This window comes from Methylobacter sp. S3L5C (assembly GCF_022788635.1).
Taxonomy (GTDB): domain Bacteria; phylum Pseudomonadota; class Gammaproteobacteria; order Methylococcales; family Methylomonadaceae; genus Methylobacter_C.
Window position 1 is genome coordinate 4,768,770 of sequence record NZ_CP076024.1, and the last position, 23,152, is coordinate 4,791,921.

Sequence of the window (23,152 nt, forward strand, 5' to 3'; positions counted from 1 at the left end):
TTCAAGGAATTAGGGGTTATTATCGGTAAAATAATCCTGCTTTAAATGGCTGATTCCCAAGTTGGAGTTCGGCTCTGGCTCCCAAGCTGGAGCTTGGGAGCCAGAGAAATTAAGCGATATTCTTACGACGCTTTAAGCCCATTAACCCGACCATCGCGCTACCGAAGAGCCAAAACGCACCGGGTACCGGAACGGCGGCAACATCGCCCGGGCGAACAGCCCATGCGTAGAACTGGCCGAACTTATAGGGGGCGCCCTGGTAGCCACTGCTGGTATTTAAGCCCCACGCGGCGCTTGGATCGGGCGCGTACTCACTACCCGACCAGTAGACATAGCTCTGGACGTTAGTAAATAGATCATAGTTAGCATTATGAGTTGTTTCAATATCTGTCCAAGCTGCACCACCTAATTGATTGTAAAACAAATCACCCATTTGGCTACTGGTAACATTGATTCCATCAGCTTTTACTGGTGTAGAGGGTAAGCTCCAGCCCGTAACACCACCCAACGTCAAGTTGTTAACCCAGGCTTGTGCGCCAAACCAGGTCATTGTGCCAGTGCTGGTATTAAAGTCTGCGCTGGTCAGGTTATAGATACCCGTATACCCATCATAATAATTGGCCGTATCATGAATAACCCCGCCGTTAGCCGCGATAATGTCACTGACCATATTAGGATTACTCGCCGCCTGAGTTTGAAACAAGTTGGCATCGGCTGCCCAAGTGATGTTATTAACATCGTCATAAACCATACCGCCGGTACGGGCCCACAGCGCTGCTTGGGCAGTGCCGGTTACTATCGTGCTAGCCAGCAATGCAAATGCCAGCGCTATTTTTTTATATTGCATGTTGTTACCTACGAAAAATTATCATTAAATTTAACGCAACCCGGCTGGCCTTTATCATAGGCTCCGTAGTTTTCCGTCCTTATCTTGCAATAAGTTTGGCTTGTTCATCCATGAATCATGGGCACTTGGATAAGTGGGACACGAGCGTGCAGTTTTATTAAGCGGATAACTTTGCTTGAACATAAATACCTAAAGTATTTATGTAATCTTTAAACTACTAAAAGACTATAACAGATAAAAATACCAAGTACAGCTTTGAATTGTATCGAAATGCATCGAAATGTATCAAGTAACCTAAATATACTAAATTCATAGACTGTGCTGAATAAACTGGTTGCCAAGTTCCAACTTAGCAACCAGTTTATTCAGTATTGATTTCGTGTATTTAATATATTTTTTGTCTTTCATGTCTTTCGTACTTTTCATGAGCTATGGCCATCATTTCATGAAACAGTGGCAAAATTGAACGAAAGGTGAATTATTCGATACGGTTCACACTTTTGTAACAAATAAAAAGTAAATTAGGATTCAACTTGACAGACCTAGCGTGTTGTTGAGGGTGAAAGCAATTATTAGCGGCTCAATTATGCCTGGCTTATTTAATTGCAGATTAACCATTTATATTAACAACATCAAGGATTCCAAAGCTTATGAAACATACACGTATTACCCTCGCTATTGCCGTTGCCGTAGCGCTAGCCTCCACAACCGCCAATGCAACCGGTGGTTTTAGCTACTCTCATGAATGGACTTTCAGCCATACTGCCGCTAATGGCTCAAATTCAATGGGCTCTGAAATTCTCTCCTACGACGCCCTAAACAATCGTCTATGGGTGGCAGGTACGGATGCAAACCAATTAAACCTTGGTCAAGGCGGTATTGATATCCTTGATTTGTCCGGTAATCTGGTCAATTCCTTTTCTACTAGCTCGCTAGGCGGCATCAATAGCGTCGCTGTAAAGAACGGCCAAGCAGCGATAGCCATCACAGCCCCCAACAAGACCAATGCCGGTTTAGTGAGTTTTTATAATGCTAATACTTATGCACATCAGGCGGATGTGACGGTCGGCGCTAATCCTGATGCTGTCACTTACACACCAGATGGTAGTCGTTTGTTAGTGGCCAATGAAGCCGAACCAAGCAGTTATTTGGTTGGCCCTGGTGGCGATCCAGTCGGCTCAGTGAGCATTATCAACACAACCACTTTTACTTCACAGACCGCTGGTTTTGAGAGCTTTAATGGCTCGGCTGCAGCACTTAAGGCTGCAGGTGTCAGACTTACCGGCCCCAATGCTTCTGTTGCCCAAGATCTTGAACCCGAATACATCGCAGTAAGCGCAGATGGCACCAAAGCTTACGCAACCCTGCAAGAAGCTAATTCAGTGGCAGAGATCGATATCGCTACGGCAACCATTACCAACATTAAAGCCATGGGCTTGAAAGACCACAGCCTGGCGGGCAACGGCCTGGATGTTTCAGATCGTGACGGATCAGGCAAAAGCCCCCTGAACGGCAATATCCAAAATTGGAACGTGATGGGAATGTATATGCCAGATGGCATAGCGAGTTTTACCAACAGCGGCAGTCAATACTATGTAACGGCCAACGAAGGCGATTCTCGTGGCGATTGGGCAGGTGGTAATGATGAAATCCGCGTCGGCGATGCAACCATTGATTCCGCTCTAAACGCTACTCTGACCGCTGCGCATGGTGCTGACTGGCAAACCAATAACGACAAACTAAATCGTTTGACTGTCTCTACCAGCGGCGACACCGATGGCGATGGCGACCTTGATCAGTTACAAGCATTTGGTGGACGATCTTTCTCGATTTTAGATGCTAACGGTACAATGGTGTTTGATTCCGGCGATAAGATAGAGCAAACCATAATGGCTAATTACTCGTCAATTTGGGATGACAGCCGCAGCGATAATAAAGGACCAGAGCCAGAAAGCGCAATAGTGGGTAAAGTCAATGGCCGCGATATATTGTTTCTGGGTCTGGAGCGATCCAATGCCATCATGGCTTGGGACATTAGCAACTTGGCAAGCATCCTCTACCTCGATACAATTTTCACTGCAGGTGATGTTGGTCCGGAAGGAATAAGCTTTTTCTCTAACGCCGCAGGCAGCTATCTTGCTGTAAGCAACGAGGTTAGCGAAACTACTTCTCTGTATCAAGTCGCAGCAGTTCCTGTTCCTGCAGCAGTTTGGTTATTCGGCTCGGCAATGGCAGGCTTTGGTGTCTTGACTCGTCGACGCAAAGCCTAAAAGCCGGTATTTTATCAGCATAAAGCGTTGGGCTACATGCATTACCGGTTCCCAAGCCGAAACTTGGGGTCAACGCGGTAAGGTGTAATAGGTAGGGCATCAATAGCATATTGCGCCCTACTTTTAATCCGTCTTATGGCTTTAATTAATGAGTAGGATGTGTAGAGCAACGCGAAACCCATCGAATAAGCGATTGAATATGATGGGTTTCGGCTATTGCCTCTACCCATCCTACGCGCTTTAATAGCTTTTGAAACGTTTGGGACGGGGTTATAAAACTCCGTCCCGCGTTATAATTTGCGATTCAGATCAATAAATATCGCAACGGTATTTTAAAAAACCTTTATTCACTCTCCCCGTCAAGCTACTGGCACTGCCAGAACCTCTACCGGCACTCCTAATACCTTTTTTGTGTCAGTAAAACCCCCCAATGGCGCTGCCAGCACCTCTACCGGCACTTTCAGTACCTTTACTCGCTTTTCCAATACCTTGCTTGGCAGTGCCTCTAAAGGTATTGACATAGCAACCAAAGGTGCTGGCAGTGCCAGTAACTTGCTGAGCAGTGCCAATACTATTATTACTTAATGCAAACCCTTTACCCGCATAACCGGTAAAAGTGTCAAGCTATACAAGCGCCAAACGACAAGCCAGAAAAGCACTATGCGGCGTCTAAATACAATAAAAGTTGTGCAGATTATTACCGTTAATAAAGCCGGGATATGAGTTTTTATTGGCACTTGCCGGTAATAACCCGTGCAAGCACCTTCAGACCGCTATAATAACTATCAGGCATCTGCCCCATACCCATTTGTATTAATCCATCAGAGGGCTTTTATTAACATGACATACTTTTATATAGCACTAGTCTTTGTTGCCAGCTTCTTGTCTGGATGCGCTGATACCGCTGGCTCTCATCAATTGATAGGCTCACCTATGAGTAGTAGTCAGGCAGACCGATTTTCTGATTTGGTTATTACCGTTAAAGCGGATAAGCACGTTACTTTAAATCAAACTGATACCGATAGAATGACGAAACTGATTGTGGCAGATATAAAAACCACTAGCCCAAAACGTTTTAAAACCATCAATACCGGAGTTCCCGGTTCTACAACGCTCAACGCTTCTGTAGCCATAAAAAACTATGATGAAGGCAGTGCTTTTGCGCGATTTATGATGATAGGCTTGGGACAAATGCACATTGATGCCGAGGTAACGCTTGCTGACTCTTTATCCAATGAAAAAATGGCCCGCTATGAAGTCAACAAGACTTTCGCCTGGCATGGTTTTTATGGTGCACTGACGGATATAAAAGATACCGAGGTTGGCTTTTGTAAAGCGGTTGCAGATTCCATTATTGGTAAAGACTAGCAAGGAGGCTGTCCAAGTAACTTCGCTATAGACTTTCAGAAATTAAACTGTCAATTCATGCTCTGTAAGCTCACACAGATAACATCACTTGAAGGGATGGTATCTGTCAACATGGAAATTACTTATCTGAAAATCTATAGTCTTTATTGTGCTGCCATTTTGGCAGCAAAGCCTAAGCTGATTTTTTGTGAAGACTTAATCAAAGATGGAATCAGTGGATATCTGTACCCAATTTAAGCCGGTCTTTTTTTTGCTCTCAATTAGATTCAATTCTTCCGTACCAAGCAAGGCAATCATGCTTAATTCTGACTCTGCTGAGCGCAATTGCTTTATTTCATTGAGCTGTGCGGCCAAATCGAACAAATCCGTTTGATCGACATTTTTTTTAAAATACCTGCGCATGGTCATTGTTTTAAGGGCAAAAAATTAAAGTGAGATATTTCACAAGTCGTCAACCGTCAAGATCTTGTAAACTTCATAGGCAGGTTCTTCATAAGGATGCACGTTAAGTAACGTCTGGACAACTTCCTTGATTACGACAGCAGTGCAAATCATCTCCACCTTATATTCAATAACCTTTTCCAACCGGTTAACTTGCCCAAGTGTTGGCCGGCTATTTGCCAAAGGTCGAAACTGACCTTCTCCGCGCACTTGCCAGCAGCATTGATCATAAGCCTTGTAATGCCCTACGCCTTTTGCAAACAAGGCGCTTTTTACTGCTTCAAGCTGCGCTTCGGGAACGTAAAAACTTAATTTATACATGGCGATAATCGCTTTATGCCGTCTTGCGCTGCAGTGCTGCCCGCACACAACGTAAAATACTGTAACTGTATTGGCCATCAAAATGCTCATAAACCGGTTTTAAGGCATTTTGTTGTTCACCGGGCAGACTTAAAATAGCCTCCTCAATAGTTTTTATTTCCGGCTCAGGCAATTCCACGACATCAACCAACGCCAGTAGTCCTTGCTCCAACGCTTGCGAAAGATGCGTATAGATAGTATCGGCTTTCAATGTTCTTTTTTGGGCAATCTTGTTAACGCTATAACCTAATTTAAACAAATCTACCGATTCTGTCGCCGTATCGTGTCCGCTGTGGTCATCGCTATAATCTTTGATAACCGCTAAAAACTGATCGGCATAAAGGCTTAATTTTCGCTCACCCACTCCCGACAACAAGCGCATTTGTTGGTGATTGGCCGGTTTTTTCTCCATCATAGCCATCAATGTTGCATCATTAAATATAATATAGGGCGGCACATCCTGGGCATCGGCAATCTCTCTGCGCTTGGCACGTAAAGCCTCCCATAACTCACTATTGATTTCGCCCTTGCTGACTGATTTGCCGGCACCTTTTTTGCCAAGCTTGCTTTTTTCGGGCCGTATATCTTTACGTAACATTAACTGTTGTTCGCCGCGTAAAATCGGGCGACAGACATCCGTCAGTTGCAACACGCCAAAATGATCAAAGTTAACGGAAACCAGACCGCGCGCAACCAACTGCCTGAATACGGAAGACCATTGCTGCTCATCCAAGTCTTTGCCCAAGCCAAACGTAGCTTGTTTATCATGGCCGGAACTGACAATCCGCTCGGTAATTTTGCCAAGTAACACATCAATTAAATAGCCCACACCATAACGTTGTCCGGTACGATAAATACACGATAAGGCCTGTTGTGCAGCCAGCGTACCATCCCACGTATCGACCGCTTCCAAACAGGTATCGCAATTATTGCAAGGCAGCTCCAAGTGATCACCAAAGTATTTTAATAACGCCTGCCGCCGACAATGGACTTGCTCACATAACGCCAGCATGGCATCAAGTTTGTGCATTTCCAGGCGTTTATGGGCTTCATCGGCATTGGAATCAGCCAACATGCGCCGCAACGTGATAACGTCTTGTAAGCCATAAGCCATCCACGCATTGGCGGGTAAACCGTCACGCCCTGCCCTGCCGGTTTCCTGGTAATAGGCTTCCACACTTTTAGGCAAATCCAGATGGGCAACAAAGCGTACATTAGGCTTATCAATACCCATACCAAAAGCGATGGTGGCAACAATCACCAGACTGTCTTCCATTAAAAACCGGTGTTGGTGCTGATAGCGTAAATCGTTGGTCATACCGGCATGATAGGCCAAGGCATTAATACCTTTCGATCTTAGCCATTCGGCGGTTTCATCGACTTTTTTACGCGACAGGCAATAGACAATACCAGCGTCTCCGGCATGTTCGGCCTTAATAAAATCAATTAATTGTTGCCGGGCATTTTGTTTCTGCACAATCCGGTAACGAATGTTGGGACGGTCAAAACCACTAAGAAAAAGCGGCGCTTTTTCCAACTGTAAGCGCAAAATAATTTCTTGCCGGGTTTTTTCGTCTGCGGTTGCGGTCAGGGCAATACGGGGAATTTGGGGAAATTGCTCATGCAGCAGGGATAACTGCAAATAATCTACCCGAAAATCATGTCCCCATTGCGATACGCAATGGGCTTCATCAATGGCAAACAGGGCGATCTGGATACGCTGAAACAGCGCAATAGTGCGGCCGGAGGTGAGTCTTTCCGGGGCAATGTACAATAAATCCAGCTCGTTATTCAATAACTGCCGCTCAATAGTTCGGACTTCTTCCTGAGATAACGTGGAATTTAAAAAAGCGGCTTTTACCCCCAGCTGAAGTAAGGCACTGACCTGATCCTGCATTAAAGCAATTAACGGCGAAATAACAATACCAACCCCGGGTCTTATTAAGGCCGGAATCTGGTAACACAATGATTTTCCGCCACCAGTGGGCATTAATACCAGCGCATCCCCTCCTGCCAAAATTTGCTCTATGACGTCTTGTTGCTGGCCTCTAAAACCATCATAGCCAAAAACAGCTTTGAGTATTTCGATGGACTTGTTCTTCACTGCCTCTCCCGCACGACGATAATACTTCTTCAATCAGGTAAACCATTTATAATGCATCAATTATACAGGACTGCAGGGAACACACGCCCACTCTATGACCTATTTTACTAATAAGCTTTCGACGCGCCTGGAACAACTTCTGGCAAATGACCATCAACATCTGCTCTGCGGAGGCCTTAAAGGGATTGAAAAAGAAAGTCTGCGTATAGGCAAAGATGGTTTAATTGCCCAAACACCGCACCCGATCATCTTAGGTTCGGCACTGACACATCCGACTATCACCACGGATTATTCTGAAGCGCTGATTGAATTAATTACCCCACCGTTTGCCGATATAAAAGACAGTTTGGGTTATTTGCGTAACGTCCACCAGTTTGTTTATGATCATTTGGATAATGAACTATTACTGGGTGCCAGTATGCCCTGCGGCATTGATGGAGATGAAAGTATTCCCATTGCCGACTATGGATCATCCAATATCGGTCATATGAAACATGTTTATCGACACGGTTTATGGCATCGTTACGGCAGAACCATGCAGGCCATTGCCGGTATTCATTTTAATTATTCGGTACCCGAAGCATTGTGGCCGGCTTTACACCAACAAGAAGCTAGTCCGTTGACTCTGGAGCAATTTACCTCCGAAGCCTATTTTGGTTTGGTCAGAAACTTTCAGCGCATCGGTTGGATAATTTTATATTTATTTGGCGCATCACCGGCAATTTGTAAAAACTTCTTCAAAAGCCGTCCGGAGTTAATGGCCCAATTTGAAGAGTTTGACCAGGGCACCCTCTATCATCCCTACGCAACGTCATTGCGCATGAGTGATATAGGCTATAAAAGCAAAAATCAGGCTGATCTAAAAATTGATTACAATTCTTTATCCGGCTATGTCAGTAGTTTGAGTAAGGCGATTAATACTCCTTACCCTGACTATGAAAAAATCGGCACGGTTGTTAATGGCGAATACCGTCAACTTAACAGTAATATCCTGCAAATTGAAAACGAGTTTTACAGCACTATTCGACCTAAACAAATCATCAAATCCGGCGAAAAACCCACACTGGCACTTAAAAAACGTGGCGTTCGCTATATAGAAATGCGTTCACTGGATTTGGATTTATTTAATCCCATTGGCATAGATGAAGCCAAGGCACGGTTTATAGAAGCGCTGTTACTCACCTGCTTATTAAAAGACAGCCCGCGTATTACCGACGAAGATCACCAGATCAATAATGCCAATCAGTTGGCAGTTGCCAATTTGGGTAGAAAACCCGGTCTGCAACTGAACAAAGACAATCAACAGATCCTATTAACAGACTGGGCAACAGAAATACTTGAAGCCATACAGCCCGTATGTGCCGTTCTGGATAAAGACAATACCGACAAACCTTATAGTACCGCCCTTGCCCAACAACAGTTATTAATCGAAAATCCGGATTTAACGGCATCAGCAAGGATATTAAAAGGCATGACTGAAACGCAACTGCCTTTTAGTCGTTTTGCTTTAAATAAATCTGCCGAACATGCCAGGCAATTTAGCTTGTCCAAGCTGGATAAAATCCATACCCAAGAATTTACCGAAATGGCTAAAATCTCACTGGCAGAGCAAAAAGATCTCGAAAGCCAAAAGCAAATCCCTTTCGATGATTTCCTGACACAGTATTTTTCACAACAATAAAAACTAACAGGCAGGTTGGCCTTTAGCCATGGCGTAACCCAACCTGCTTTTTTCCGCTGCATAGCCATTCAAGGTACTTTACCGGTATTTGATCAAACAGAAAAAGGACTCCGCCCCCTCATGACAGCCTTTAATATTCAGCAATTACAAACCGACTTAACCAATAAAAACCCACGCACCATTCTTAAAAAAGCCCTTGAGTTATTTGATAGTATCGCTATTTCTTTCAGTGGCGCAGAAGATGTCGTATTAATCGACATGGCACTTAATATCAGAAAAGATATCCGGATTTTCTCTTTGGACACCGGGCGACTGCATCCCGAAACCTACCGTTTTATAGAAAAAGTCAGAAAACATTATCAGATAGAGATTGAATTATTAACGCCTGACCGGGATGTTCTGGACAGCTTTGTAACCAACAAAGGCCTGTTCAGCTTCTATGAGGATGGCCATCAGGAATGTTGTGGTATTCGTAAAGTTGAACCCTTAAAACGTAAGCTGGCAACTGTGGATGCCTGGATTACCGGTCAACGTAAAGACCAAAGTATGGATACCCGACAGGACATTCCTGAAGTGCAAATAGACAGCGCATTTTCTACCCCAGGGCACCCACTGATAAAATTTAATCCGTTACTCAACTGGAATTCGGCGCAAGTTTGGGATCACATTGAAGCCTATCAGGTACCCTATAATGAATTGCATGAAAAAGGCTTTATCAGCATAGGTTGTGAGCCATGCACTCGCGCTGTCCTGCCCAATCAACATGAACGAGTTGGCCGCTGGTGGTGGGAATCCGGAACTAAAAAAGAATGTGGCTTACATGCCGGGAACTTAAAACAAAAGTAGATATAGAATTTTTTGCGCACCTTGACAAGCTTGCAAAATGAGCGCCATAGACTACACTTTAATTTAATTTAGCTGCACTGTGGTTTCATGGTACAGAGAGCCGATAATCAAGCTTGGTCATCGGCGCATTTATATCCCTAAATAGTTGACTACCATCCAACTGCGGGTAAGCTAATAATTCGTCCCGAATACACTGAGAAACAACAAAACTTGTTAACTATTACAGGCTAAAAGTAACTCAATAATCGAGGCCAGTACTTTAAATAACGATCAGATGGTTATTGGAAACCATAATAATTAGAGCAAGAGACTATAGTGAGTTAGCACTTTAATCGAGAAAATTCAAGTAACCTTTAATTCACGAATAGCTTGTATAACAAGTGCTAATTCCTCAAATTAATATCGATATGGCAGTGCCATAATGTCGCCTTGAGACCGTTCAAAGCGAAGATTTTTGGTTTGAAAATACGCTGTTATCGCTCTCATTAACCATCCTGATTTAAAACGGGGAGAGCCTCAATGCAACATAAAATTCACATGCAAGATCAAGTGTTAAATAAAATTGAAGATATTATGAATCATTACAAAAAAAAGTCTCGCACGGGGTTCATACGACTATTAAAGCAACTTATCAAAAAATAATCAGCGCTTTAATAGCAATATCAATTTACGTGTGCCACGACCTTTCTGGCTGCTTGGTAAACGTTATCTCAGGGAAAATTAATATAGGTAGCATTAATTCAATGGCTTTGGCATCCTGACCACCATGTTTTCGCGCCTGGCGTTTGTTGACTTGGAAACCACCGGTGCCAATGCCACTGTGGATCGGATTACTGAAATCGGTGTCGTTTTGGTGGATGAAAATGGCATACACGAGTGGAGTCGTTTAATTCAACCACAAGCACGCATCCCGGTCTTTATTGAAAAATTAACCGGCATTACCAACGCCATGGTAGCCGATGCGCCACTGTTTGAAATCGTCGCAGAAGAACTGCTTACACTGTTACATGGCTATCTGTTTATTGCCCATAATGCCCGTTTTGATTACGGCTTTCTGAAGAACGAATTTAAACGTTCAGGACTGACGTTTCAACCCGCAGTATTGTGCTCTGTCAAATTATCCAGAGCGCTGTTTCCAGAATACCAACATCACAACCTTGACAGCCTGATTGAGCGCTTCGGTCTGACCGTCAAAGCCAGACATAGAGCACTGGGCGACGCCCAACTCATTCATCAATTTTGGCAGCAAATCCACTTAAGCCAAGATGTAAATCTGATCACCGATACCGTACAAAAACTGATTGCACGTTCCAGTTTACCGTCGAATATTGATCGTAGCCTGATCGACGAACTGCCCGAGTCACCGGGCGTGTATCTGTTTTATGGCGAAAATGACTTACCGTTATATATTGGTAAAAGTATAAACATTAAGCAAAGGGTATTATCACACTTTTCAGCCGATCACAGCCATGGCAAGGAAATGAGTTTATCCCAACAGTTACGCCGCTTCGACTGGATAGAAACCGCCGGTGAATTAGGAGCTTTATTGTTGGAGGCGAAACTAATCAAGGCCATGCAACCCATACATAATCGTCGTTTACGACGCAACAACGGGTTGTGTGCTTGGCAACTCCAACAACAGACCGAGCATCTGCGTCCGGTATTGGTTTGGGCCAATGACCTTGATTTCGGTGTGCAGGATAATCTTCATGGTCTTTATCACAACCAACGCGATGCGCAAAAAGCACTCCGCAGTATCGCCGATCAAAACCAGTTATGTTTAAGTGTACTCGGCCTTGAAAAAATCACCAAGGGACGTCCTTGTTTTGCAAGGCAGTTAGCAAAATGTAAAGGTGCCTGCATCGGCGAGGAAGCGCCACTTAACCATGCCGCTCGTCTGGTCATGGCAATGAACAAACTTAAACTGGCCTCCTGGCCTTATCCAGGAATCGTAGGTATTAAAGAAGGTGGCGATGTACATCTGATTGACCATTGGTGTTATCTCGGCACCGCGAAAAATGCCGCCGAAGTGGATGATTTATTATTATCCAGTCAACCGGTTTTTGATCGCGATACTTATATGATACTCAGTAAAGCCTTGAAAAAACCCAGGCAATTAGTTCATGTTGACAGGCAACCGGCTTACCGGTAAAAAATGCGTCAAACATTCCTCTGTTTTTTCATCACAACTTATGCTTTCTGCATAAAAATCGAAGCCTTTAACTACAAAAATCTAAAATTAACCAAGGTTTAGTCATAAGCAGAATGGCTAAAACGGCAGAAGTTGAAGCCCTATTAGAAAATACCTGAGTATAATGGTCCAATTTTTAGAAATAAAGGCGTTATGAGTAAGCAAAGAAAAGCAATAGCATTGATTTCCGGTGGTCTGGACTCAATGCTGGCGGCAAAAACAGTAATGGAACAAGGCATTCATGTTGAAGGCATTAATTTTTTTACCGGTTTTTGTGTAGAAGGCCATACTCATGCGATTCGTGAAAGTGACAAAGCAAAACCCAAGCGCAACAACGCCTTATGGGTTGCCGAACAACTAGGCATAAAACTGCATATTATCGATGTTGTCGAAGAATATAAAAAAGTGCTGATTAATCCCAAGCACGGTTATGGCGCACACATGAATCCTTGTCTGGATTGTAAGATTTTCATGGTTAATAAAGCCAAACAATGGATCGTTGAAAACGATTTTGACTTTATTATTACCGGTGAAGTGATTGGCCAAAGACCCATGTCACAAACCAAATCAAAAATGCCCATCGTATCCAAACAGTCAGGTGCTGATGATTTATTACTGCGGCCTATGTGCGCCAAGAATCTACCGGCAACCCGGCCGGAAATTGAAGGCTGGGTAGACAGGGAAAAACTGCATGATATTACCGGGCGTTCCCGCAAGCCACAAATAGCGATGGCTGAGCAATTTGGCATAGATGATTATTCGCAACCAGCGGGTGGCTGCTGTTTTCTGACGGATAAATACTATTCGGCAAGATTGGTCGATTTATGGAAATCACAGGGTAGCAAAGACTACGAACTGGATGATGTGATGTTACTAAAAGTCGGTCGACATATCAGACCACAAAAAAACTTTAAACTGATTATAGCCAGGGAAGAAGGTGAAGGACGCTTTTTGGAAGGCTATAGAAAAGAATTTATCAGTATGAATTGCATCAGCCATACCGGTCCATTGGCGCTGATTGACGGCGAACCCTCTGCTGAAGATTTGTATTTGGCAGCCAGCGTTGTGGGTCGTTACGGTCAGGGGCGACATGCCGAACAGGTCGATATCAAAGTCATGGAAAAAGACGGTTCAGAAAGAACCATTCAAATTAAGCCCTTAAAAAGCGAAGACATCCCCAAAGAGTGGTATGTTTGAGGTTAAAGATACAAGGCGAAAGGCAAAAGGGATTGCCCTTTGCCTTGCACCTTGAGCCTTGCCCCTTTCACCTTAAACCTACCCTTATATGATTAAAGAAACCCTAAATGCACGGCGCCTGCTTTGTCCATTGCCGGTTATACGTACCCAAGATAAAGTCAAACAACTTAAAGCGGGTGACCAACTGGAAGTTATCTGTACCGATCCTGGCGTTATGCAGGATATTCCGACCTGGTGCCGTATTAATGGTCATAAAGTACTGGAGACAAAATCCTGCAACCATGAATATAGCATTACCCTGGAAGTCGGTGTGTAATGGCTGATATTCTTGATCCGGCAAGAATCGCAAAACTCAAAGCCAGAGCCAGCTATATCGGCGCGGCAGTTAATGTTTTTCAAACGCTGATCAAAATCAGTTTTGGCATTCTGGGGCAATCAGCAGCCTTAATCGCCGATGGCATCCATTCTTTGTCCGATTTACTGAGCGACCTTTTAGTCATTATTGCCGTCAGATTGGGAAGCCGCGAAGCGGATCATGAGCATCCTTATGGCCATCGCCGTTTTGAAACGATTGCAACCGTCATTCTAGGCGTCAGTTTAATAGCCATTGGCGGTGCCATTAGCTGGTCGGTAATGAATCGAATGGCGCACCCTGAACATCTGCCAGTGCCCAATGTTTTAGGGATGGGCGTTGCAGCGGCATCCATTTTGGTTAATGAATGGCTGTACCATTACACCAAACGTATTGCCAAAAAAACCCGTTCCAAGTTATTAATGGCCAATGCCTGGCATCAGCGCAGCGATGCTATTTCATCGATTGTCGTCCTGTTCGGTATAGGCGCTGTTATCTTGGGATATCCGCTGGCCGATGCAATTGCCGCCATCGTGGTGGCATTAATGGTTGCCAAAATTGGCTTGAGTCTGGTTCTTGAGAGCATCAAAGAATTGGTTGATACCTCGTTGCCACCCAAACTTATCTCCGAAATTCGCAAAACCATTATAAGTATTGATGGTGTTGAAGGTATTCATTTATTAAGAACCCGGCAAATGGGCGAAGACGCGTTGATTGATGCTCATATCGTTGTTGATCCGCGCATCACCGTTTCCGAAGGTCATAGCATCGGCGATACCGTCAGGGATGAATTAATCAGCCGTTTTGATGATGTTATGGATGTTTTGGTGCATGTAGATCCTGAAGATGATGAAGGTTTGTTTGAATCCGGCAAACCGCTAACCCGTGCAGATGTTCAGGTGTTATTGGACAAATATCTGGTAGAGTTTAAAACAGCGATAGAAGATTTTAGAATCCATTATTTAAACGGACAAATTGAAGTCGAAGTTATTTTACCGTTTACCCTTAGCCAACAACCGCTGTTATTAGCCTTGCTAAAAAAGCAATGCAAGCGCATGAAGATAAAGGTAAACAAAATTAAAAACGTTACCCTATTTTTTAAACACAACGAGGATTGATAAATGGCAGTAGGACAGTGCGATTTCCCAAACATGCTTAACGTCGCTGGAATAGCCTTGGGCACAGCTTGCGCAGGTATCAAGCAAACCATCAAAGATGATATTTTGGTTATTCAAATGGCCGAACAATCAACCTGTGCGGCCGTGTTTACCCAGAATGTCTTTTGTGCGGCACCTGTCCATGTTGCAAAAGCCAATCTCGCCCATGGACCGCGCTGGTTGCTGATTAATTCGGGTAATGCCAACGCAGGAACCGGTGAACAAGGCATGCAGGATGCTTTGCTCTCTTGCGCTGAACTGGCAAAAGTTGTGGGCGGTAATGCCAATCAGGTACTACCTTTTTCTACCGGCGTGATTGGACAACCGTTACCGGTAGCCAAACTTACAGCAGCTTTACCGGCAGCGCTAAAAAATCTGTCACTGGCTAACTGGGATAAGGCCGCTCGTGCGATTATGACCACCGACACTTTCCCTAAAGGTATTTCTAAAACCATTACACTTTCAGGACAGCCGGTAACAGTTAACGGCATTTCCAAAGGTGCCGGTATGATTCAGCCCAACATGGCGACCATGTTGGGCTTTATGGCAACCGACGCCAAAATCAGTCAGGCGCTATTACAGAATTGTTTGGCCTTGGCCGTTGAACAATCTTTTAACCGCATTACCGTTGATGGTGATACCTCGACTAATGATTCCTGTGTATTGATGGCGAGCGGCTGCTCAGCCGCTCCGGAAATTACGTCAAACAGTGAAAATTATGTGATTTTTGCCGATGCTGTTATGAGTGTTTGTAAACATCTGGCAGAAGCTATTGTTCGGGATGGCGAAGGGGCAACCAAGTTAATACGTATCGTTGTTAAAGAAGCTTTGCACGATGAAGAAGCCGTGCGCGTCGGTAAAACTATTGCTCACTCGCCGTTGGTAAAAACGGCTTTTTTTGCCAGCGATCCTAATTGGGGACGAATTCTTGCCGCTGTGGGCCGTTCCGGTGTCGAAAATATGGTACTGGAAAATGTGCAACTTTTTTTAGATGACGTTTGTATCGTTAAAAATGGCGGCCGCGATGATAACTACACCGAAGAAGCAGGCCAGCAAGTCATGAATCAGGAAGAAATCACCGTCACCGTTAAATTGGGTCGTGGTGTAGCCATTCAAGAAGTTTTAACCTGTGACCTTTCTTATGATTATGTAAAAATTAATGCCGAATACCGGACTTAAAATCGTCACAGTGCGAAATATTCCATTGATTGCTCTGAATTCTTCAAACGTTGCGGTCGGGGTTGCAAACCTCGACTGGCACCATTAACAATATCATGTAGAGGCAATCCTGTGCGATTGCACTACCCTCTTTTAATGACTTTCCACCGACTCTATCGACCCTGATATGAAAGTACTTCAAGTTGCCGTAGGTGTTGTAAAAAACGCTCAAGGACAGGTTTTAATTTCCCTTCGTGATAAATCGTTACATCAAGGTGGCTTATGGGAATTCCCCGGTGGCAAGATAGAACAGGGGGAATCTGCAAAACAGGCATTAATCCGTGAACTTAAAGAAGAACTGGCCATTACCGTAATAACGGCAACACCGTTAATTACCATTAAACATCAATACCCGGATTTAACTGTACAACTAAATGTATTTTTAGTCGATCATTTTTCAGGTAATGCGACAAGCTGTGAAGGCCAAGCTTTTAAATGGGTTAACCCCAACGATTTGGAAAACCATGCCTTCCCCGCCGCCAATCAAGCCATCATTACTGCCGCCAAATTGCCAGCGTATTATGCAATATTGGACGATTTGGATGAATCTTTGTTATTGATAAACCTGCAAAAAATATTGACCCGAGGCATTAAGTTAATCCAACTAAGGCTAAAAACCGTATCACCCCAAACCCTACACACGTTTCTTGAACAGGCGTATCCTTTATGCCGACAACAAGGCGTCTTGTTGTTAATTAATTCTGCCGTTAACAATGCAGCCAATTTTGCCGTTGATGGCATTCATCTAACCAGTCAGAATTTAATATCTGCAACCAAACGACCCACCTTCCCTATCGATACTTCAAAACAGGCACGCTGGGTTGCAGCATCCTGTCATAGTCTTCAGGATCTACAGCACGCGCAAACCATAGGCGTAGACTTTGTCGTTTTGGCTCCCGTGTTAGCGACAAAAACACACCCGGAAACCGTACCGCTGGGCTGGGAACAATTCGAAACACTGGTTTCTCAAGTCAATATACCCGTTTATGCATTGGGAGGACTTTCTGAATCAGATTTAGATAAGGCACGGCAGACTGGAGCCCAGGGAGTTTCTGCAATCAGGGCTTTTTTGGAAGGATAAAGATAAAAAATTTTCACATAACCAGTAGTGGTAATTGTTAGGCAAAAAAAAGGGGGCCTTATAGGCCCCCCGAATGAGCGCACCTCAAACTTGTCCGGCAGGTTTATTTTTGTTGATGTTGATTTTTACTGGTTTGTTATCAACTTTATCCTGCTTTGTATACATTAACTTACTTGATTCATTGTCATCTTTTGGTGGTCGTGGGTCATTACCTGCCATCAAATCATCAATTTGATCTTTATCGATAGTTTCCCATTTCAATAGAGCATCAGCCATTTTATGAAGAATACTGATGTTATTCTGCAAAATAGCTTCTGCGCGTTGATAGTTACAGTCAATGACCGCACGTATTTCTTCATCAATATGCTCGGCAACTATGCCTGATACCTTGCTGCCTTGAGATCCTGGATAACCCATGAAAGCTTGACCATTTTCTTCGCCGTAAACAAGGGGACCCAATTTATCGGAAAAGCCCCAGCGAGTAACCATATTCCGGGCCAATTCAGTAGCTCGTTCAATATCATTTGATGCTCCGGTTGTGACGCGGTCACCACCATAAATCATTAATTCGGCAATTCTGCCACCAAATAAACTGGCTATTTGACTTTCCAACTTGCGTTTGCTTGCACTGTATTGATCTCTTTCAGGTAAAAACATGGTCACACCCAAAGCTCTGCCTCGTGGCATAATGCTCACTTTATAGACCGGGTCATGATCAGGTGATGATTGACCAACGATACAATGACCGGCTTCATGATACGCAGTTAATAACTTGTCATCTTCCGTCATTACCATAGTATGCCTTTCAGCACCCATCAGGATCTTGTCTTTGGCTTTTTCAAGATCACTCATGTTGACTTGTATTTTGTTGGATCTTGCTGCAAACAAAGCAGCTTCGTTGACTACGTTAGCTAAATCTGCACCTGAAAATCCGGGTGTGCCTCTGGCAATATCTTTTAATTTAACATCATCAGAAGCAGGTACTTTTTTGATATGTACATTCAGAATTTGCTCACGACCGCGAACATCAGGCAAACCTACATTAACCTGACGATCGAAACGACCCGGTCTTAGCAATGCTTTATCTAGAACGTCGGCACGGTTGGTTGCAGCGATAACTATAACGCCTTCATTTCCAGTAAAACCATCCATTTCAACCAGCAACTGATTAAGTGTTTGTTCACGCTCATCATTACCGCCACCCATGCCGGCACCGCCTCTTTGGCGACCGACCGCATCTATTTCATCAATAAAAATGATACAAGGGGCGTGTTCTTTGGCTTGGGCAAACATATCCCTGACTCTGGAGGCACCAACACCAACAAACATTTCTACGAAATCAGAACCTGAGACAGTAAAGAACTTAACACCCGCTTCACCGGCAATTGCTCTGGCAATCAGGGTTTTACCTGTCCCTGGAGGTCCTACCATTAAAATACCGCGTGGTATTTGTCCACCCAGTTTTTGAAATTTCTGTGGATCAGCCAAAAAATCAACCAGTTCAGAGACATCTTCTTTAGCTTCTTCGCAACCGGCTACATCAGCAAAGGTTGCAGTCAATTTATCTTCTTCGAGCAGTTTGGCTTTACTTTTACCAAATGAATTACCGCCCATACCCGCACCTTGGCTTTTACGCATATAGATTATCCACACTGCAATCAGCAGTAGCATGGGAAACCAGGAGATAAACATTTGCATAAACAGGGATTGTTGCGCTGGTGGTTTTGTTCTTATCTGAACACCGGCATTTAAAAGATCATCAACCAAATGAGGGTCATTAGGATTAAATGTTTCCAGGTTTTGACCATCCGAGGTACGCAGCTTAATAGATTGACCGGATATTTCTACGCGATCAATCAGTTTATTCTTAACCTTGCCGATAAATTCCGAGTAAGCAATGGATTCATCTATTGGCGGCGTCGTGTTTACGCGGTTATATATTAAAAATGCACCTGCCAATACAACGCTCCAAAGAAGCGTGTTTAGTATATATTTTTTCATGTTTTAATCTCCTGGCCCTCTAAGTAAGGTCGATGTAAAGCGTTGCGGTTACTTACAGCTGCATTTGAAACTTGATGGTTTCGGTCACCCTGTCATCAGTCTAAAATGATTACTTACTAATCCTACCATTTTAGTAGGATTAAATATTAACTATCTTTTATGCTTTTGTACATTATAAAAAACTTATTAATTGCTCGCCAAAACTACGTTTTATTTTATCAAGCGCCATTACCTGAATTTGTCTGACACGCTCTCTGGTTAGATTAAGCTCTGCGCCAATTTCCTGTAAAGTCATTTCATTATCGCTATTAACACCAAAATGACAACAAATGACTTTAGCTTCTCTTGGATTAAGCACTTTTATTGCTTTAGTAATTAAATCCTCAAGATCACTTTTCGCTATCGTCATAAAGGACGGCGTAAAAACCTGTTGCTCCAAAAAATCAATTGGTGCAAAAGAATTTTCTTCGTCATCTTCAAAGCCTTCAAGCGACATAGCTGTTTGTGAAATAGATAAAATAGAATTAATTTCATCATTCGATAATTTTGCACATTCAGCCAATTCTTTAATACTGGGTTCTTTGCCTTGTTTCGTAGTCAGTTGGTCCTTGGTACGAAAAACTTTATTAATGTTAGCCACTTGCCCGCAAGGCACACGCACAACTCTCTCGCAGCGAGACAAAGACCGGGATATAGACTGTCTGATCCAGTAACCGGCATAAGTTGAGAATTGAAAACCCAACCGGTAGTTAAACCTGTCAACCGCCTTTAGCAAACCAATCTGACCTTCCTGAACAAGATCATCAAAATTTAAAAAACAGCCTTTATATTGATTGGCAATAAATAAAACTAATCTGGAATTTGCTGTAGCGAGTTGTTGCCTCAATTTTAACCAATGGTGTTCAGAAATAACCACCTCGGAAAAATATTTATGCATGTCACTGCTGGACAAAAATAAAAACTGCCCATCATAAGCCAATAATATTTGTGACCATTTAGAAGATTTATTAGTGCTACGTCGACTTAAACCTTCCAGGCGCTTAAGAATTAAATCAGAATTTTTGTCGAGACTATGCGTAGGTTGATAACAAAGGCCTCTAAATTTATGGGCATAAACAATAGTGTCTACCAGTTTTGTCAAATCATTAAAAGAGAAAGGAAATGATTGCAAAGCTGTATAGAGATTTTTTTTGTCAGCGATATAAGTTGCATCTAATAAAGTTTTGCCAGACAGACAGTGAAAGTACTTTTTTATATTTATTAGCGTAGTTGTTAATTCTGACGCTGAAGCTGCTTCATCATCTGATTCAGTCGCATAAGATTTTTGTTCATATTCGTTGAGCAACCATAAAGCCGTTACCGGAAATTGACACAGCACGTTTATTAGTCTGGATTTTTCATCTATTAATTTACGCGCTATTTTCAAATTACTATTCTCGACAAAGTCTGTCGGGGCAGTAATATTACTTTCAGCTAGTTCATTTTCAATAGGAATGTTTTCAGCAACCACGCCTAATTCTTGCTTTGACAACTGTGTATTTAAATAAGCCATAACACCAAATCCTCGCAAACAGAGTGCCTTAAAAACTTAAAGTTAGGTAACCGCTATGCAGAAACCATCATTTACTAACTTAATCTTTTTATAACAAAATTCAAATTGGCATAATTCCATTGTTTACAACTGCGATGAAATTAGCTATTAACGATTTGTTTACTAATCATTTCACGATAATGTAACAATTAGAAAGAATGTTGTCAAAATATAGTTTAACAAAACCTGAACAAGCCACATAATATTTTACATTTAACAAGGTAAAAAACACTCATAACGACTGATTATCCTGCTTTATAACTTTCATAAAAATCCAATAAAACTATATATATCAGGCATTAAAGAAAAAAATTCCAATCAAAAAAATAAAGAATAAACCTTGTACAAGGAGATTGAGATCAATGAAAATAATCTTGTGAGAATGGCTTTAGCTGCGATTATCTTGACTAAAGCCATGGAAAAAGACGCTGAACAGGGACTGTTCAGTAAGTTGTTTTATTTTGCGGATGCCAATTCAAAAATAATTAATTCAGCGATATCTTCGCCAATATTCTCAACCGACATTAAATCTCCGGATTCCCAAAAAACGTCACCAACAGAGTAGGTGTTCGTTTTCCCTCCCTCAATAACTTTTAGTTTGCCCTTGACAACATAACGAGGCCCTGGTCCTTGATGCGTATGCCAAGGCGTTTTAAAAGCAACCGGAAATATGACTCTAATTATTTTCGTATTAATATTTTTATCCGGGAGTTCAACATCGTGTGCCAATAGCACTGTTTTATTTAACGCTGATTTTTCCTCAGATGAAACCGTTTTACTCGTCATAAAAAGTATCGCTGTAAACGCTATCAAAACAAATCCTGCTGATTTAATGGTTTTTATTTTTAACATCTGCTTGTTACCTTTTCTTATGTTATAAAGATTAAATACGGCTATAAATTCAGCCGAATCCAATGTTGTCTGCGTCAAAAATCCTTATCGCAAATTTATTTTTTTCTTTTCAGCATAACACCTTATAAGATATCGAGTATTATCTATCGCTCATCCGGCATGCAGATGCTTAATCTAAGTATTAGGTGATATCCAGGAATTAATGTATCCAAATGGCGCAGAATTTTTGTTTATTTACAACGACTGCTAAGACAGATATTTGCCCATGCAAACTCTGTATTCACCACATCCCTGTGGATTATGCAGAAGGTACGTAGCTATGGATAGCGAAAGGTAGAATCGCATCTGGAACAGCCATCAAAGACACCACAAGTAGGTGTTTTAGCGTGACATAGAAAATCCGCTTTGTTGCTTCATGATGATAATTATTATCCAGATAAGCGGCATTAGCTCAAAAAAACAATGTCACACCATCAAAAGGCAGCTATAAACCCTCAGAAAGTAAACTTCCAACTCACGTCGCTACAAGTTAATACAGATAAGATCCTCTGAAGGGATAGTATCTGTTAATATCAAAGATTATTTATCTGAAAATCTATAGTAATGTTACAAATATCCGGTCAGGTGAGCATTCCAGACAATGAAGTTGAAGTTTATGCCATTCGTGCGCAAGGTGCTGGCGGTCAGAATGTCAATAAAGTATCCTCTGCCGTTCATTTACGTTTTGATATTAATACCTCATCTTTACCTGAGTTTTATAAAGACAAACTGTTGGCTTTAAATGACCAGCGTATATCAAAAGATGGTGTGATTGTGATCAAGGCACAACAATACCGAACCCAGGAAAAAAACAAGGAAGATGCTTATAGCCGACTACAGGATTTAATAAAAAGTGTCACGATAGTGCATAAAAAACGTAAAGCAACAAAGCCGACTAAAGGATCAAAGCTAAAGCGTCTGGACAGTAAAACCCGGCAAGGCCAGCTTAAGGCATTGAGAGGAAAAAGTAATATTCAATAGTTCAGGCTTAATAAACAGCAGCGTCCGGGGTACTATTTAGGTTGCCGAAATGCGTAGATGGGTAAGTTTCGCCCAAGCCTCACCGCCACTAATATCGGGGATAATTCGTAACTCAAGTGCTTTTACCTGCTTGAGATCGACGGTAATATTCTCAATTTCTTGAGTCGTCAGTGGCTGACTAAAATTATATTGCTGGCGCAGGATTTCCCGAAAAAAATCATCATTATCCATGCGCCACAGTAAAACAAATTCTTGCGTGCGGGACATCTCTGTCTCATCAAATGACAAGACTATTTGTTTAATAACCTGGGGTTGATCAAAAATAAGCCGTATTATTTGTTCACCAGGAGAAGCGGCCTCCCAACCTGAACTTGGACCATCCACCAATGCCGATTCAATCGGGTGCTCGCGGCACTCCGAGCTTATTTCTACCTGTGCCAGATGTTTTAAATCCAAATAGACTACATCAGTATGGATTATATTTTCTACGGGTTGATCGATTTGTGTTTTACGCATTATTGAGCCTTTTGGATTATCGTTAACTTTTTTACTTATTGTTCCCAGGCTGGACTTAA

General features: G+C 42.6%; 20 protein-coding genes and 1 riboswitch. Of the genes, 12 read left to right on the forward strand and 8 right to left on the reverse strand.

The window, feature by feature from the left end; all coding sequences use genetic code 11:
• Positions 1-109: 109 nt before the first annotated feature.
• Positions 110-847, reverse strand: a complete 738-nt coding sequence (locus KKZ03_RS21590; RefSeq protein ID WP_243218870.1) for a DUF1566 domain-containing protein — start codon at positions 845-847, stop codon at positions 110-112.
• Positions 848-878: 31 nt separating this feature from the next.
• Positions 879-957, reverse strand: a riboswitch (cyclic di-GMP riboswitch).
• A 540-nt stretch (positions 958-1,497) separates the two neighbouring features.
• Between KKZ03_RS21590 and KKZ03_RS21595 the strand changes: the two genes are divergently transcribed.
• The 3 genes from KKZ03_RS21595 (at position 1,498) to KKZ03_RS21605 (ending at position 4,485) form a co-directional block, all read left to right on the forward strand.
• Positions 1,498-3,117: a choice-of-anchor I family protein gene (locus KKZ03_RS21595; protein WP_243218871.1), complete on the forward strand. Its 1,620-nt coding sequence runs from the start codon at positions 1,498-1,500 to the stop codon at positions 3,115-3,117.
• Positions 3,118-3,528: 411 nt separating this feature from the next.
• Positions 3,529-3,702 carry a hypothetical protein gene (locus KKZ03_RS21600; protein ID WP_243218872.1) on the forward strand — a complete coding sequence of 58 codons (174 nt, stop codon included), beginning with the start codon at positions 3,529-3,531 and terminating at the stop codon, positions 3,700-3,702.
• A 255-nt stretch (positions 3,703-3,957) separates the two neighbouring features.
• Positions 3,958-4,485, forward strand: a complete 528-nt coding sequence (locus tag KKZ03_RS21605) for a DUF4410 domain-containing protein (RefSeq protein WP_243218873.1) — start codon at positions 3,958-3,960, stop codon at positions 4,483-4,485.
• A gap of 195 nt (positions 4,486-4,680) precedes the next feature.
• Here KKZ03_RS21605 and KKZ03_RS21610 read toward each other — a convergent pair whose 3' ends face one another.
• Genes KKZ03_RS21610 through recQ form a run of 3 tightly spaced genes read right to left on the reverse strand, consistent with a single transcriptional unit; the run spans position 4,681 to position 7,390 of the window.
• The gene (locus KKZ03_RS21610) at positions 4,681-4,887 is read right to left on the reverse strand and encodes a hypothetical protein (RefSeq protein ID WP_243218874.1); all 207 of its coding nucleotides are present in this window, start codon (positions 4,885-4,887) and stop codon (positions 4,681-4,683) included.
• A gap of 39 nt (positions 4,888-4,926) precedes the next feature.
• Positions 4,927-5,247, reverse strand: coding sequence for an NGG1p interacting factor NIF3 (locus tag KKZ03_RS21615; protein ID WP_243218875.1), 321 nt, complete (start codon positions 5,245-5,247; stop codon positions 4,927-4,929).
• Positions 5,248-5,260: 13 nt separating this feature from the next.
• Positions 5,261-7,390, reverse strand: coding sequence for a DNA helicase RecQ (recQ, locus tag KKZ03_RS21620; protein WP_243218876.1), 2,130 nt, complete (start codon positions 7,388-7,390; stop codon positions 5,261-5,263).
• A 94-nt stretch (positions 7,391-7,484) separates the two neighbouring features.
• On the opposite strand from recQ, the gene gshA reads away from it, so the two are divergent.
• From gshA to KKZ03_RS21660, 8 genes are all read left to right on the forward strand, one after another.
• Positions 7,485-9,071 carry a glutamate--cysteine ligase gene (gshA, locus tag KKZ03_RS21625; RefSeq protein WP_243218877.1) on the forward strand — a complete coding sequence of 529 codons (1,587 nt, stop codon included), beginning with the start codon at positions 7,485-7,487 and terminating at the stop codon, positions 9,069-9,071.
• A 120-nt stretch (positions 9,072-9,191) separates the two neighbouring features.
• Complete coding sequence (locus tag KKZ03_RS21630) at positions 9,192-9,917, forward strand: phosphoadenylyl-sulfate reductase (RefSeq protein ID WP_243218878.1); 726 nt, start codon at positions 9,192-9,194, stop codon at positions 9,915-9,917.
• Positions 9,918-10,683: 766 nt separating this feature from the next.
• Positions 10,684-12,069, forward strand: coding sequence for a 3'-5' exonuclease family protein (locus KKZ03_RS21635; RefSeq protein ID WP_243218879.1), 1,386 nt, complete (start codon positions 10,684-10,686; stop codon positions 12,067-12,069).
• Between the two features lie 192 nt (positions 12,070-12,261).
• A complete protein-coding gene (locus KKZ03_RS21640; protein WP_243218880.1) occupies positions 12,262-13,305 on the forward strand; it encodes a tRNA (5-methylaminomethyl-2-thiouridylate)-methyltransferase in 1,044 nt (347 codons plus the stop codon).
• Positions 13,306-13,393: 88 nt separating this feature from the next.
• A complete protein-coding gene (locus tag KKZ03_RS21645; protein ID WP_243218881.1) occupies positions 13,394-13,621 on the forward strand; it encodes a sulfurtransferase TusA family protein in 228 nt (75 codons plus the stop codon).
• The gene (locus KKZ03_RS21650; protein ID WP_243218882.1) at positions 13,621-14,775 is read left to right on the forward strand and encodes a cation diffusion facilitator family transporter; all 1,155 of its coding nucleotides are present in this window, start codon (positions 13,621-13,623) and stop codon (positions 14,773-14,775) included. Before KKZ03_RS21645 ends, KKZ03_RS21650 begins: the two co-directional genes overlap by 1 nt.
• Positions 14,776-14,778: 3 nt before the next feature.
• On the forward strand, positions 14,779-15,993 hold the full coding sequence (argJ, locus tag KKZ03_RS21655; RefSeq protein WP_243218883.1) for a bifunctional glutamate N-acetyltransferase/amino-acid acetyltransferase ArgJ: 1,215 nt from the start codon (positions 14,779-14,781) through the stop codon (positions 15,991-15,993).
• Positions 15,994-16,159: 166 nt separating this feature from the next.
• Positions 16,160-17,113 carry a Nudix family hydrolase gene (locus tag KKZ03_RS21660; protein WP_243218884.1) on the forward strand — a complete coding sequence of 318 codons (954 nt, stop codon included), beginning with the start codon at positions 16,160-16,162 and terminating at the stop codon, positions 17,111-17,113.
• Positions 17,114-17,197: 84 nt separating this feature from the next.
• Here KKZ03_RS21660 and ftsH read toward each other — a convergent pair whose 3' ends face one another.
• The 3 genes from ftsH to KKZ03_RS21675 form a co-directional block, all read right to left on the reverse strand.
• Positions 17,198-19,114, reverse strand: coding sequence for an ATP-dependent zinc metalloprotease FtsH (ftsH, locus tag KKZ03_RS21665; RefSeq protein WP_243218885.1), 1,917 nt, complete (start codon positions 19,112-19,114; stop codon positions 17,198-17,200).
• 172 nt (positions 19,115-19,286) lie between these two features.
• Positions 19,287-20,666, reverse strand: a complete 1,380-nt coding sequence (locus KKZ03_RS21670; protein ID WP_243218886.1) for an RNA polymerase sigma factor RpoD/SigA — start codon at positions 20,664-20,666, stop codon at positions 19,287-19,289.
• 495 nt (positions 20,667-21,161) lie between these two features.
• Complete coding sequence (locus KKZ03_RS21675; RefSeq protein WP_243218887.1) at positions 21,162-21,620, reverse strand: cupin domain-containing protein; 459 nt, start codon at positions 21,618-21,620, stop codon at positions 21,162-21,164.
• Positions 21,621-22,160: 540 nt separating this feature from the next.
• Between KKZ03_RS21675 and arfB the strand changes: the two genes are divergently transcribed.
• Positions 22,161-22,577, forward strand: a complete 417-nt coding sequence (gene arfB / locus KKZ03_RS21680; RefSeq protein WP_243218888.1) for an alternative ribosome rescue aminoacyl-tRNA hydrolase ArfB — start codon at positions 22,161-22,163, stop codon at positions 22,575-22,577.
• A gap of 36 nt (positions 22,578-22,613) precedes the next feature.
• Here the strand turns inward: arfB and KKZ03_RS21685 are convergent, their stop codons facing one another.
• Positions 22,614-23,093 carry a carbohydrate-binding protein gene (locus tag KKZ03_RS21685; RefSeq protein ID WP_243218889.1) on the reverse strand — a complete coding sequence of 160 codons (480 nt, stop codon included), beginning with the start codon at positions 23,091-23,093 and terminating at the stop codon, positions 22,614-22,616.
• Positions 23,094-23,152 lie beyond the last annotated feature (59 nt).